Raw genomic sequence first — 12,743 nt, forward strand, 5'->3', positions numbered from 1 at the left:
TACACCCCATGTACGACACCGCCCTCTATATCGGCCGCTTCGAGCCCGTCCACCAGGGCCACATGGCCCTTTTGCAGCGCGCGCTCGACAGCGCACGCCAGGTCATCGTGGTCATGGGCTCGGCCTGGCAGGCCCGCTCGCCCAAGAACCCCTTCACCGCCGCCGAGCGCGAGCAGATGCTGCGCGAGGCCCTGCCCGAGGCCGACCGTGCCCGCGTGCAGGTGCTGCCCGTGCGCGACTACTACAACGAGGCCGTGTGGGTGCAGGCCGTGCGCGAGGGCGTGGCCCGCATCGCGCCCGAGGCAGGCCGCATCGGCCTGGTGGGCCACTTCAAGGACGCCACCAGCAGCTACCTGAGCGCCTTCCCGGGCTGGGAGCTGATCCACATGGAGCGCCAGGGCCGCATCGACGCCACGGCCATCCGCGACGCCTACTTCGGCGCCACGCCGACCACCGTGCGCACGGAACTCGACGACCTGCGCGGCGAGATGCCCGCAAGCACGCTGGCCTTTCTCGAACGCTTTGCACAGACGCCGCATTTCGCGGCCCTGCAGGAAGAATGGCGCATGCTGCGCCGCTACCGCGAGGCCTGGTCCGCAGCGCCCTACCCGCCCGTGTTCGTGACGGTGGACGCCGTGCTGCGCTGCCAGGACCATGTGCTGCTGATCCGCCGCGCCCATGCGCCCGGCAAGGGCCAACTGGCCGTGCCCGGCGGCTTCATCGAGCAGCGCGAGACGGTGTGGCAGTCGTGCCTGCGCGAGCTGGTGGAAGAGACCCATTGCCAACTGCCCGAGGCCACCATGCGCGCCGCGCTGCAGGTTGTGGCCGTGTTCGACCACCCCGACCGCAGCCAGCGCGGGCGCACGCTCACGCACGCGCACTACTTCGACCTGGGCCAGGCACCGTTCCCCACCGTGCAGGCCGATGACGATGCCCAGCAGGTGCAGTGGACGCCGGTTGCCGAGTTGGCAGGCATGGAAGAGGAATTCTTCGAGGACCACTTCCACATGCTGGACCATTTTCTGGGGCTGACCGGCTCCGCCCAGCCCCTGCGGTGCAGTAACTGGCTTGGCCAGGAGAGGACTTGGTTCGTAGCCAAGCCCTCGGTCCATATCAAGTGCCCGCCCGCTCCAGCATCGCATGCAGCAGCACGTTGCAGCCAGCCGTGATGTGCTCGGGCTTGGCGTCCTCGATCTCGTTGTGGCTGATGCCGTCCTTGCAGGGGATGAACACCATGCCGGCGGGCGCCAGGCGCGCCATGTACACGGCGTCGTGCCCGGCGCCTGACACGGCGGGCATGTTGGAGTAACCGAGCTTGGCGGCGGCGCGCGCCACGGCGTCCACGCAGTCGGCATGGAACACCTGGGCCGGATAGGCCGAGACCTGCTCGATCACGATCGGCAGACCGGTGTCGGCGCTCAACTTGGCGGCCACGGCGCGGATGTCCTGGTCCATGCTATCGCACAGCGCGTCGGTGGCATTGCGCAGGTCGATGCTGAACTTGACCTGGCCCGGGATGACGTTGCGGCTGTTGGGGTGCACATGCACCATGCCCACCGTGCCGCGCCCGTGCGGCGGGTGGCGGTGGGCGCAGGCCACCACCTCCTGCATGAGGTGCGTGGCGACCTGCAGCGCATCCTTGCGCAGGGCCATGGGCGTGGGGCCGGCATGGGCCTCCATGCCGGTCACGGTGCAGTCGTACCAGCGGATGCCGAGCACGCCGGTGACCACGCCGATGGTCTTGTCGTGGTCTTCGAGCACCGGGCCCTGCTCGATGTGCGTCTCGAAGTAGGCGCCGATGGGGTGGTCGCCCGGCACCTGCTCGCCGATGTAGCCGATGCGTTCGAGCTCGCCCTTGACGGTTTTGCCCTCGGTGTCGGTGGCGGCGTAGGCATGCTCCAGCGTGAAGGCCTTGGCGAACACGCCCGAGCCCATCATCACCGGCACGAAGCGCGAGCCCTCTTCATTGGTCCAGAAAGCCACCTCGATCGGTGCCTCGGTCTCGATGCCGTGGTCGTTCAAGGTGCGCACCACCTCGATGCCGGCCAGCACGCCGTAGTTGCCATCGAATTTGCCGCCCGTGGGCTGGGTGTCGATGTGGCTGCCGGTCATGATGGGCGGCAGGCTGTTGTTGCGCCCCGGGCGGCGCATGAAGCCGTTGCCGATCTGGTCGATGGTCACGGTCATGCCGGCCTCGCGCGCCCAGCGGGTGACGAGGTCGCGGCCTTGCTTGTCCAGGTCGGTCAGCGTCAGGCGGCACACGCCGCCCTTGGGTGTGGCCCCGATCTGCGCCAGCTCCATGAGTGAATCCCACAGGCGCTCGCCGTTGATGCGCAGGCTGTCGATGTCGGTCTTGGTTGCGGTGTCCATGGTGTTCTCCGGATCGGTTCTGTCAGCGGGCCACTGCGGTGGGCGCCAGGTCCTGGGCGCGCTTTTGCACCGCCTGAAAGTTGGCGCCGAAGGCCGGGCGCTTGAGGTAGCGGCCCTGGCCCTGCTCGGCGCGCAGCTCGCCGTTGGCATACACCACGCGGCCCTGGCTCACGGTATGGCTCGGAATGCCGCGCACGGTGCGGCCCTCGAAGATGTTGAAATCGCCCTTGCTGTGCTGGGTCTTGGCCGAGAAGGTCTTGGTGCCTTCGGGGTCCCACAGCACCAGGTCGGCATCGGCGCCCTCGCCGATGAAGCCCTTGCGCGGGTAGATGTTGAACAGCTTGGCCGCATTGGCCGAGGTGATGGCCACGAACTCGCTGGGCGTCAGGCGCCCGGTGTTCACGCCGCCATCCCAGATGGCAGCCATGCGCTCTTCCACACCGCCCGTACCGTTGGGGATCTTGGCGAAGCTCTCCTTGCCCATGGCCTTCTGCGCGGCGCAGAAAGTGCAGTGGTCCGTCGCCGTGGTGTGCAGCTGGCCCGACTGCAGGCCGCGCCACAGCGCCTCCTGGTGGCCCTTGGGGCGAAACGGCGGGCTCATCACGTAGGCGGCGGCCTTGGCAAAATCGGGGTCGCGGTACACGCTGTCGTCGATCAGCAGATGGCCGGCCAGCACCTCGCCATACACCCGCTGGCCGCGCGCGCGGGCGCGGGAAATGGCGTCGGCCGACTCCATGCAGCTCACGTGGACCACGTAGATCGGCACGCCCAGCACGTCGGCAATGGCAATCGCGCGATTCGCGGCCTCGGCCTCGACCATGGGCGGACGCGACAGCGGATGGCCCTCGGGCCCGGTGATGCCCATCTTGGTCACCTCCTGCTGCAGCAGGTACACCAGTTCGCCGTTCTCGGCATGCACCGTGGGCATGGCCCCCAGCTCCAGCGCGCGCTTGAAGCTGTTCACCAGGGTTTCGTCGTCGCACATGATGGCGTTCTTGTAGGCCATGAAGTGCTTGAAGCTGTTCACGCCCTCCTCCTGCACCAGTGTGCCCATGTCGGCGCGCACCTGCTCGCTCCACCAGGTGATGGCGACGTGGAAGCTGTAGTCGGCCGCTGACTTCTCGGCCCAGCCGCGCCACTTGCGGTAGGCGTCCATGATGGGCTCCTGCGGGTCGGGGATCACGAAGTCGATGATGCTCGTGGTGCCGCCCGCCAGGGCCGCGGCCGTGCCGGTGAAGAAGTCGTCCATGGTGACGGTGCCCATGAACGGCAGCTGCATGTGGGTGTGCGGATCGATGCCGCCGGGCAGCACGTACTGGCCGCTGGCGTCCAGCACCTGCGCGCCCGCAGGCGCCTGCGCGGCCGCCCCCTCCCCGACGGCCACGATGCGGCCATCCACACACAGCACGTCGGCGCGCTGCTCGCGATCTGCATTGACCACGGTGCCACCGCGGATCACAAGGGCTTGGCTCATGGGGTTCTCCTTCAGGGTTTGCAGGGGTGGCCAGGGCCACAGGCCCGCAGCAGGCCGGATGGGGTCGCTGCGGGGCAGGTCGTCATTTCTTCTTCGCGGTCAGGTAGTAGTAGGTGCCGGCGACGGCCAGGCTGAAGAACCAGCCAAAGTCGAACAGCGACTGCAGCAGGCCGGGCACCGCGCCCTTGTCCACCACGCCCGACACCGCCAAGTAGCCTGGCAGGCAGGGCAGCACGCCCAGGAAGAAGGCCACCAGGGCGTGGATGTTCCAGCCGTTGCTGTATTCGTACTCGCCGCCACGGCGGTACAGGTCGTCCACCTTGAGTTCGCCCTTGCGCACCAGGTAATAGTCCACCAGCAGGATGCCGGCGATGGCGCCCAGCAGTGTGCCGTAACCGCCCAGCCAGGTGAACAGGTAACCGCCCGAGGTGGCCAGCAGCTTCCAGGGCATGAACAGCAGGCCGATGAGCGCCGCGATCAGGCCGCCCATGCGAAAGCTGATCTTCGATGGTGCGATCTGGCTGAAGTCGTACGAGGGCGAGACCAGGTTGGCCGCCACGTTGGTGGTGAGGTTGGCCAGCAGGATCACCAGCAGGCCGATACCGGCGGCCAGGCTGCCCATCTGGGTGAGCAGTCCGTCAGGGAACAGCTGCGCCTTGCCGTAGAGGATGGCCGAAGCCGAGAAGCCGATGACGCCGACCATGGAGAACAGGGCCATGGGAATGGGCAGGCCGATGGCCTGGCCGATGACCTGGTCCTTCTGCGAGCGCGCAAAGCGCGTGAAGTCGGGGATGTTCAGGGCCAGCGTGGCCCAGAAGCCCACCAGCCCGGTGAGCGCGGCCCAGGTCTTGGGCCCGCCTTCCACCACCTTGGCAGGCAGGTTGAACAGCTGGCCGGCGGGCACCTTCATCATCAGCACCACGACCAGCAGCAGCGAGGCGCCGACCATCAGCGGCGCAGCGATCACCTCCAGCACGCGGATGGACTCGGGCCCCTTCCAGATGAACCAGATGTGCACGGCCCAGAACGCCAGGAAGCACATGAACTGCGAAGTGCTGATGGTCTGCCCTTCGGCCGGCCCTGCGAGCCCCATGCCCAGGATGTTGAGGAAACCGTGCAGCGCCAGTGCGCCGAAATAGCAGTTGATGGAGAACCATCCGCAGGCCACCAGCCCGCGCAATACCGCCGGCAGATTGGCGCCCTTGACACCGAAAGAGGCGCGCGCCAGCACCGGGAAGGGCACGCCATAGCGTGGCCCCACGCGGCCGATGAGCACCATGGGAATCAGCACGATGCAGTTGGCTGCAAACACCAGCCACACCGCCATCTGCCAGGTGAAGCCCTGGTCCAGCATGGAGCTGGCCATGGTGTAGGTCGGCACGCAGACCACCATGCCCACCCACAGGGCGGCATAGTCCTTCCACGCCCAGTGGCGCTGCGCCGGCGTGGTGGGGAGCAGATCTTCGTTGGCCAGCGGATTGGACGCTGCGCCGGGCAGATGCCCCGCCCCGTGGGCGGCGCTGCCGGTACTGTGGTTCATGCCTGTACTCCTGTGAAATGTTGACTTCTTGGGGTTGCACACAAGCCGCTGTCTGCTCCGGCGCTCCGGTACCGGCAGATGGCGGACGGGAACGCGGTCACCGCGCTCCGGGGGAAGCCGGCGATGCTATAGACCCGCTGCCGGCTCCGCCAGATGCAGTGCAGCACCGCGTTGCGATTGCGCACTCGCCGCGCCGGATGGCATGTCCCCGCATCACGCGCCCGCCGCCACGCGCTGGGGATTGTTCGGGTGCGTGGTCCAGTTGGCGTACTCGCCGGTGACCACCTTGCCGGTGCGTGCGTCCACTTCGCCGGGTTCCAGGCTGCGCAAGGTGATGCACTCGGGCACGGGGCAGATCGAGACGCACAGGTTGCAGCCCACGCACTCGGCATCGTTGACCTCGAACTTGCGCACGCCGCCCTCCTTGGTGAAGGTGATGGCCTGGTGCGAGGTGTCCTCGCAGACCACGTGGCAGCGGCCGCACTGGATGCAGGCGTCCTGGTTGATGACGGCCTTGTCGATGTGGTTGAGGTTGAGGTTCTTCCAGTCCTTGACGGTGGGCACGGCCTGGCCCTGGAAGTCGGCAATGGTCTCGTAGCCATGCTCGTCCATGAAGTTGGACAGGCCGTCGCACATGTCCTGCACGATCTTGAAGCCGTAGACCATGGCCGCCGTGCACACCTGCACCGTGCCACAGCCCAGCGCGATGTACTCGGCCGCGTCGCGCCAGGTGGTGATGCCGCCGATGCCGCTGATGGGCAGGCCCGCGGTCTGCGCGTCGCGTGCGATCTCGGCCACCATGTTCAGGGCGATGGGTTTGACGGCCGGGCCGCAATAGCCGCCGTGCGAGCCCCAGCCGTCGGTGCTGGGGCTCATGACCATGCGGTCCAGGTCCACGCCCATGATGGAGTTGATGGTGTTGATCAGCGACACCGCGTCGGCCCCGCCGGCCTTGGCCGCGCGCGCCGGCTGGCGCACGTCGGTGATGTTGGGCGTGAGCTTGACGATCACCGGCAGGCGGCTGTAGTGCTTGCACCAGGCGGTGACCATCTGGATGTACTCGGGCACCTGGCCCACGGCGGCGCCCATGCCGCGCTCGCTCATGCCGTGCGGGCAGCCGAAGTTCAGCTCGATGCCGTCGGCCCCGGTGTCCTCCACCAGGGGCAGGATGTTCTTCCAGCTTTGCTCCTCGCAGGGCACCATGAGCGAGACGATCATGGCGCGGTCGGGCCAGTTGCGCTTGACGCGCTTGATCTCCTCGAGGTTGGTGTGCAGCGGCCGGTCGGTGATGAGCTCGATGTTGTTCAGCCCGATCACGCGCCGGTCCTGCGACATCAGCGTGGAGTAGCGCGGGCCGTTGACGTTGACGACCGAGGGGTCTTCGCCCAGGGTCTTCCAGACCACGCCGCCCCAGCCGGCCTCGAAGGCGCGGGTGACGTTGACCTCCTTGTCGGTGGGGGGCGCTGAGGCCAGCCAGAAAGGGTTGGGGCTGCGGATGCCCAGGAAATTGCTGCGGATGTCGGCCATGGTGTGGTGCTCCGGTGTAGGAATGGATGCGCAGTGGCGCGTGCTCAGGCGCCTTGCAGCCCGGCGTGGATGGACACGGCAGCCACCTTGCCGTGCTCCACGGCCTCCACGGTCAGGTCGCGCCCGCCGGCACGGCAGTCGCCGCCGGCCCACACGCGGGCCAGGCTGGTGCGGCCGTCCGCGTCGGTGGCGATGCGCCCGCCCGTGAGCGCAATGGCCTGGCCTACGGGCTCGGGCACATAGGTCTGGCCGATGGCCTTGAGCACCATGTCGGCCGGGATCACGAAGCTCTCGCCGGTTTCCACCAGGCGGCCACCCTCCACTGCGGTGGCGGCAAAGCGCACGCCGGTGACAGCGCCATCGGCGCTGAGCACCTCCTTGGGCGCGGCGAAGTGGCGGATGGTGACGCCGTTGGTCTGCGCCCATTCCTGTTCGACGTGCGAGGCGGACATGCTCTCGGCCCCGCGGCGGTAAGCGATGGTCACCTCCTCGGCGCCGAGCTTGCGCGCCTGCACGGCGGCGTCCACCGCCGTCATGCCGCCGCCGATCACGACCACGCTGCGCCCCACGGGCAGGGTGGACAGGTCGCTGGCCTGGCGCAGCTCGGCGATGAAGTCCACGGCATTGCGCACGCCGCTGGCCGTCGGTTCGGCGATGCCCAGGGCGTTGACGCCCGACAGGCCCACGCCCAGGAACACCGCATCATGGCTGGCCAGCAGGCTGTCCAGGGTCATGTCGCGGCCCAGCAACTGGCGCGTGCGCACCTCGATGCCGCCCACCGAGAGCAGCCATTCGACCTCCTTCTGGGCGAAGTTGCCGGCGGTCTTGTAGCTGGCCAGCCCGTATTCGTTGAGGCCGCCGAGCTTGGGGCGGGCGTCGAACAGCACCACGTCGTGCCCGCGCACGGCCAGGCCATGGGCGCAGGCCAGGCCGGCCGGCCCGGCACCGACCACGGCGATGCGCTTGCCGGTGGGAGCGGCGCGCTGGAACAGCGGCGCCTCGGGTTTGGCGAAGAAGGCGTCGGTCGCGTAGCGCTGCAGCGAGCCGATCTCGACCGGCTTGTCCTCATTGGTGTTGCGCACGCAGGCCTGCTCGCACAGCACCTCGGTGGGGCAGACCCGGGCGCACATGCCGCCCAGGGGGTTGGCCTCCAGGATGGCGCGGGCCGCGCCGCGGTTGTTGTCCTGCGCGATGCGGTGGATGAAGGAGGGGATGTCGATGCCCGTCGGGCAGGCCGTGGCGCAGGGTGCGTCGTGGCAGTAGTAGCAGCGCTCGGCCTCGATCAGCGCCTGCGGGCGCGTCAGCGGCGGGTGGGCGTCGCCGAACCGGGTGGCGTAGTCGGCCAGGTTCAGGCGTGCGGCATGAATGCCGCAGGCGTGGCTTGCGGGTGTGTCCATCAGTTTTCCTCCGGCAGGGTCAGGGTGGGGGTGGGGGTGGGGGCGCTGCACGCCAGGCGCGCAGCGGCGTGGCCTGATCCGCACGGACGGCGGCAGGGGGCTGCGCAAACAGGGCGGCCGGCGCATGCACGGGGGCATGCAGCCGCAAATTCCGGAGGTTTCATCGTGGTCCTCGCTAGGGGGTGCAGGTGCCCGGTGCTCTGTCTGCGCCGGTGCCCTGCTTTGCCATTCAATTTACCAACCAGTAAAAATTTACCAATCAGTAAAATCCCTACAGCAAACCCCATGCCAGGCGTTTGCCAGCCACATTGACACACAATGGTGCAATGACCGACGTCCGACAGCCCCCTGCCGCCCCCGCCCGGCGGCGCCCGCAAGCCCCCCTTGCCCCTGCCGCTGAAACCGCCGCCAAGGCGCCCACCGCGTCGCGCCTGCTCAAGGAGCAGGGCATCCTGACCGAGGCGGAGAACCATTTCGCGCAGTTCGGCTTCGAGGGCGCCTCCCTGGAGAACATCGCGGCGGCCATCGGCATCAGCCGGCACAACCTGCTGTACTACTTCCCGAACAAGGAAGCGCTGTACCAGCGCGTGCTGGACGACGTGCTGACCCAGTGGCTCGAAGGCATGGAGGACCTGTCGCACAGCGACGACCCGCAGCAGGCGCTGCGCCGTTACATCCGCGCCAAGCTGCGCTACTCGCGCGAGCGCCCCAATGGTGCAAAGGTATTCACCAAAGAGGTGATTGCCGGTGCACCACGCTATGGTGCCGCCATCGCCGCACGGGTGGGCCCGCTGCTCAAGGCCGAGGTGCGCACCTTCGAGCGCTGGGCCCGCGAGGGGCGCATCGCGCGCGTCAATTTCACGCACCTGATGTTCATCATCTGGTCGGTGACCCAGGCCTATGCCGAGCAGGAAGCCCAATTCGCCCTGCTGCTGGGCAAGCCGGCACTGACCGAGCGCGACTATGGCAAGGCCGAGGAACTGATCTGCCGCATGGTGATCAAGGCGCTGGAGCCGGACACGGTGCCGGAAAGCCCGCCCCCGGCGTCACTCTGACCAGAGAGGTCAGCCCCGGGCCTGCGCATAGCGCGCAAGGCGCTCGCGGTCGAGCAGTTCGACCACGCGGTAGCCCACGCGCAGCATCCCCTCCTCTTCCCACTGCTTGAGCTGGCGGTTGATGCTCTGGCGCGACACACCGAGCATGAAGGCCAGGTCCTCCTGCGACACGGCCAGCACCACCGTGGTGGACTCTGCACTGGCGGGCCGGCTGTCCAGCGTCACGAGCCGGTGCGCCAGCCGCACGGGCAGCGGCTGCAATATGGCGTCGTCGATCCAGGCCAGGGCCTGGCGCAGCCGCTGGCACACCAGCCGCGTGAAGGCCATGTGCAGCGCCGGCTGCGTGGCGATCAGGTGGTGGAAATCCGCGGCCTGGACCACGGCCACTTCCGAGGGCTCCACGGCGCAGGTGTCGTACACCCGGTGCTGGCCCACGAACAGTGACACCTCTCCGAACCAGTGACCCGGCTCCAGCACGGCGATCACGGCCTCGCGCCCGTCGGGCGCGGCCACGCTCACGCGCAGCGCGCCCTGCACCATGCCGAACAGCGCGTCGGGCGCCGAGCCCTTGAGGAACAGCGAGTCACCGCGCTGCAGCTGCCGGCGGTGCGCCACCTGCAGCAGCGCGTCCTGCACCTCCTCTGGCAAACGCAGGCGTTCGTCGGCCCGGTGGCCGAGGTGGGCCGGCAGGTCGGCGTCGGTGGCCGGTTCGGGATGGGAAGGCATGGCGTGCGCTCGGGGCGAGGTGGCTGGCGGCAGCCATTGTGTGGGCAAGGGAAGCCGCCATGGCGACGCGCAGCGGACATCTCCGGGTTTGTACCAACCCCCAATTGCCAACACCGGACAGTCTCGCCGGGGCGGCCTGCGGATAGTGGACTGGTGCGCGGCAGCCCCCCGGGGTGCCGCACCCACCCACCACCGAACCAAAGGACCACCCCATGACGACCCCCACCACCGAGCGCAACGCCCGCCGCGAGAAGACCGTGCTCGACCACTTCGCCGACGAGACGCGCCAGGATTTCGATGCCGTGCTCGGCACCTTCCCGCACCCGCACTACGAGCTGATCCCTACCGGCGAGGTGCACGACGGCAACGAGGATGTGCGCCGCTACTACGCGGCCACGCGCCAGGCATTCCCGGACCAGCGGCACGAGATCATCCAGCTGCGCCATGCCGGCGACTCGGTCATCGTGGAGTTCTGGCTGCTGGGCACGCACAAGGGCCCGCTGGGCGCCTTGCCGCCCACGGGCAACAGCTTTCGCTGCCGGATGATCGCGCTGTTCATCTTCGACGAGGCCGAAACCCTGGTCTGCGAGCGCGTGTACTTCGACACGCTGACCATGCTGCGCCAGCTGCTGGTGGGCGTGCCACCGGCCGCGCTGCCCGGCATCATCGGCTCGCTGCTGAGCGGCCAGGCTGCCACCGCCGGCAAGACACCGGTGCCCGAGCAGGCCACGGCATGAACGCGCGCCTGCAGGGCCACCACGCCGTGGTGACCGGCGGCGCACAAGGCATTGGCCTGGCGATTGCGCGCCGCTTCCTGCACGAGGGCGCGAGCGTCTCGCTCTGGGACATCGGCGAGCGCCAGTTGCAGGCCGCAGCGCAGGCGCTGGACGCGCCGGGCCGGGTGTTCACCGCAGCCGCCGACGTGTGCGACGAGGCCGCCGTGACGGCTGCCGCCCAGGCCAGCGCCACAGCCCTGGGCCCCGCCACCGTGCTCGTGAACAACGCCGGCGTGCTCGGCCCGCTGGTGCCCACTTGGGAGCACAGCGCGGCCCAGTGGCGCGCGGTGCTGGACACCAACCTCACCGGCGCCTTCCTGTGCTGCCGCGCGCTGGTGCCGCAGATGCTGGCCGACCTGGCCGGGCAGCGCGCGCCCGCGCTGGGGCGGCGCGTGGTCAACATCGCCTCGGTCGCGGGCAAGGAGGGCAATGGCCTGAACGCAGCGTATTCGGCCTCCAAGGCCGGGCTGATCGCGCTGACCAAGTCGCTGGGCAAGGAACTGGCCACCACCGGGGTGCTGGTGAACTGCATCACCCCGTCGGCGGCCGAGACCGGCGTGTTCGACGGCGTTCCCGCAGAACACCGCGCCCAGTTGCACCAGGCACTGCTGTCGCGCGTGCCCATGGCCCGCTTCGTCGAACCGGCCGAGGTGGCTGCCATGGCGGCCTGGCTGGCGTCTGCCGATTGCTCGTTCAGCACCGGGGCGGTCTTCGACATCTCGGGCGGCCGTTCCCTGTATTGAGGAGATTCCCCATGAACATGATGACCGAACCCCTCTCGCCGGCCCGCCTGCTGCAGCCGGTGGCCGACTTCGACGGCGCACGCAGCGCCCCCACGCCGCAGGACCGGCTGCGCGCGCTGCGCCGCGCGGGCGAACAATTCCGCGAGCGCTTTCTGGGCGAACCTGCCGTGCGCTATGCGCGCAGCTTCGACCTGCTGCGCATCCCCTACCCGGCCTGGTATGCCTTCAACGGCGTGTACTCGCAACAGTTGCTCAAGCCGCACATGGTGCATCTGCTGGCGCGCACGGTGCTGGTGCAGTTCGAGGATTTCGGGGGCCAACTCAGGCACCTGCTGTTCACCCCCGCCGATTTCGAAACCGGCAGCGAGACGCCCTATTTCAAGCGCCTGAGCGAGCAGACCCCGAAGTTTCTGCACGGCGTGATCGCGCCGGTATACGGCACGGTGCTGCAGGCCCTAGCCTCGGTGGGCGTGGCACCGGAGCAGATCGATTTCATCACCTACGACCACCTGCACACGCAGAACCTGCGCCGCTGGCTGGGCACGGGCAGCGAGCGCGGCCTGCTGCCCAACGCCCGGCTGCTGGTGCACCGCCAGGAGCTGGCCAGCGTGGCGGGCCTGTTGCCCACGCAGGCCGACTGGTACTGCCCCGAGGGGTTGCAAGGCGTGGCGCCCGAACGCGTCGTGCCCTTCGACGGCAGCGTGCAACTGGGGCGCGGCATCGCACTGGTGCACACGCCGGGCCACACCGAGGGCAACCACTCGCTGGTATACCGCACGGCCGATGGCATCCGCGTGAGCAGCGAGAACGGGGTCAGCGCCGACAGCTGGGCGCCCGAGGCCTCGCGCCACAACGGCATACGCCGCTATGCGAAGGACACCGGCTCGGAGGTGATCCTGAACGGCAACACCCAGGAGGGCAGCGTCGACCAGTACCTGTCGATGGTGCTGGAGAAGACCATCGCGGGCATCTCGGCCACGCATGGCTTCAGCAACGTGGTGCCGTCCAGCGAATGCTCGCCGCACTGGTTGTTCCCCGGTGCACCCACCAGCCACCTGTGGGGTGCCACCACCGCCGGCGTGCTGCAGCGACCTGGGTGAGATCCACGGCGGTTCCCCTGCGCGGCTTTCCACAC

Annotated in this window: 11 protein-coding genes; 5 read left to right on the forward strand and 6 right to left on the reverse strand. The window is 68.7% G+C overall.

Annotation, left to right across the window (positions count from 1 at the left end; genetic code table 11):
• Positions 1-8: 8 nt before the first annotated feature.
• Positions 9-1,169: a bifunctional nicotinamide-nucleotide adenylyltransferase/Nudix hydroxylase gene (locus U5N23_RS24515; RefSeq protein WP_322595302.1), complete on the forward strand. Its 1,161-nt coding sequence runs from the start codon at positions 9-11 to the stop codon at positions 1,167-1,169.
• Here U5N23_RS24515 and U5N23_RS24520 read toward each other — a convergent pair.
• The 5 genes from U5N23_RS24520 to U5N23_RS24540 all read right to left on the reverse strand — a co-directional run bounded on the left by U5N23_RS24520 (position 1,114) and on the right by U5N23_RS24540 (position 8,308).
• A complete protein-coding gene (locus U5N23_RS24520; RefSeq protein WP_322595303.1) occupies positions 1,114-2,370 on the reverse strand; it encodes a Zn-dependent hydrolase in 1,257 nt (418 codons plus the stop codon). The two genes, U5N23_RS24515 and U5N23_RS24520, sit on opposite strands and share 56 nt — an antisense overlap.
• A gap of 22 nt (positions 2,371-2,392) precedes the next feature.
• Positions 2,393-3,844 (reverse strand): dihydropyrimidinase, encoded by a 1,452-nt coding sequence (gene hydA / locus U5N23_RS24525; RefSeq protein WP_322595304.1) that lies wholly within the window; start codon positions 3,842-3,844, stop codon positions 2,393-2,395.
• A gap of 82 nt (positions 3,845-3,926) precedes the next feature.
• Positions 3,927-5,384, reverse strand: coding sequence for an NCS1 family nucleobase:cation symporter-1 (locus tag U5N23_RS24530; protein WP_322595305.1), 1,458 nt, complete (start codon positions 5,382-5,384; stop codon positions 3,927-3,929).
• Between the two features lie 213 nt (positions 5,385-5,597).
• Entirely contained in the window at positions 5,598-6,911 is a 1,314-nt protein-coding gene (gene preA / locus U5N23_RS24535) for an NAD-dependent dihydropyrimidine dehydrogenase subunit PreA (protein ID WP_322595306.1), read from the reverse strand.
• A gap of 44 nt (positions 6,912-6,955) precedes the next feature.
• The gene (locus U5N23_RS24540; protein ID WP_322595307.1) at positions 6,956-8,308 is read right to left on the reverse strand and encodes an NAD(P)-dependent oxidoreductase; all 1,353 of its coding nucleotides are present in this window, start codon (positions 8,306-8,308) and stop codon (positions 6,956-6,958) included.
• Positions 8,309-8,634: 326 nt separating this feature from the next.
• Here U5N23_RS24540 and U5N23_RS24545 point away from each other — a divergent pair, with 326 nt between their 5' ends.
• Complete coding sequence (locus U5N23_RS24545; RefSeq protein WP_322595308.1) at positions 8,635-9,363, forward strand: TetR/AcrR family transcriptional regulator; 729 nt, start codon at positions 8,635-8,637, stop codon at positions 9,361-9,363.
• A 9-nt stretch (positions 9,364-9,372) separates the two neighbouring features.
• Here U5N23_RS24545 and U5N23_RS24550 read toward each other — a convergent pair whose 3' ends face one another.
• The gene (locus tag U5N23_RS24550; RefSeq protein ID WP_322595309.1) at positions 9,373-10,089 is read right to left on the reverse strand and encodes a Crp/Fnr family transcriptional regulator; all 717 of its coding nucleotides are present in this window, start codon (positions 10,087-10,089) and stop codon (positions 9,373-9,375) included.
• A 212-nt stretch (positions 10,090-10,301) separates the two neighbouring features.
• Between U5N23_RS24550 and U5N23_RS24555 the strand changes: the two genes are divergently transcribed.
• The 3 genes from U5N23_RS24555 to U5N23_RS24565 are packed head-to-tail and all read left to right on the forward strand — an operon-like array spanning position 10,302 to position 12,708.
• Positions 10,302-10,826: an ester cyclase gene (locus U5N23_RS24555; RefSeq protein WP_322595310.1), complete on the forward strand. Its 525-nt coding sequence runs from the start codon at positions 10,302-10,304 to the stop codon at positions 10,824-10,826.
• Entirely contained in the window at positions 10,823-11,608 is a 786-nt protein-coding gene (locus U5N23_RS24560; protein ID WP_322595311.1) for an SDR family NAD(P)-dependent oxidoreductase, read from the forward strand. Before U5N23_RS24555 ends, U5N23_RS24560 begins: the two co-directional genes overlap by 4 nt.
• 11 nt (positions 11,609-11,619) lie before the next feature.
• A complete protein-coding gene (locus tag U5N23_RS24565; RefSeq protein WP_416208660.1) occupies positions 11,620-12,708 on the forward strand; it encodes a hypothetical protein in 1,089 nt (362 codons plus the stop codon).
• The last annotated feature ends 35 nt before the right edge of the window (positions 12,709-12,743 follow it).

Origin of the sequence: Acidovorax sp. (genome assembly GCF_034519795.1) — a bacterium.
Lineage (GTDB): Bacteria > Pseudomonadota > Gammaproteobacteria > Burkholderiales > Burkholderiaceae_C > Acidovorax.

Excerpts from the sequence above, each read along its gene's own strand:
- U5N23_RS24515 (WP_322595302.1), top strand. The coding sequence starts at position 9 with ATGTACGACACCGCCCTCTATATCGGCCGCTTCGAGCCCGTCCACCAG.
- U5N23_RS24520 (WP_322595303.1), bottom strand. The coding sequence starts at position 2,370 with ATGGACACCGCAACCAAGACCGACATCGACAGCCTGCGCATCAACGGC.
- hydA (WP_322595304.1), bottom strand. The coding sequence starts at position 3,844 with ATGAGCCAAGCCCTTGTGATCCGCGGTGGCACCGTGGTCAATGCAGAT.
- U5N23_RS24530 (WP_322595305.1), bottom strand. The coding sequence starts at position 5,384 with ATGAACCACAGTACCGGCAGCGCCGCCCACGGGGCGGGGCATCTGCCC.
- preA (WP_322595306.1), bottom strand. The coding sequence starts at position 6,911 with ATGGCCGACATCCGCAGCAATTTCCTGGGCATCCGCAGCCCCAACCCT.
- U5N23_RS24540 (WP_322595307.1), bottom strand. The coding sequence starts at position 8,308 with ATGGACACACCCGCAAGCCACGCCTGCGGCATTCATGCCGCACGCCTG.
- U5N23_RS24545 (WP_322595308.1), top strand. The coding sequence starts at position 8,635 with ATGACCGACGTCCGACAGCCCCCTGCCGCCCCCGCCCGGCGGCGCCCG.
- U5N23_RS24550 (WP_322595309.1), bottom strand. The coding sequence starts at position 10,089 with ATGCCTTCCCATCCCGAACCGGCCACCGACGCCGACCTGCCGGCCCAC.
- U5N23_RS24555 (WP_322595310.1), top strand. The coding sequence starts at position 10,302 with ATGACGACCCCCACCACCGAGCGCAACGCCCGCCGCGAGAAGACCGTG.
- U5N23_RS24560 (WP_322595311.1), top strand. The coding sequence starts at position 10,823 with ATGAACGCGCGCCTGCAGGGCCACCACGCCGTGGTGACCGGCGGCGCA.
- U5N23_RS24565 (WP_416208660.1), top strand. The coding sequence starts at position 11,620 with ATGAACATGATGACCGAACCCCTCTCGCCGGCCCGCCTGCTGCAGCCG.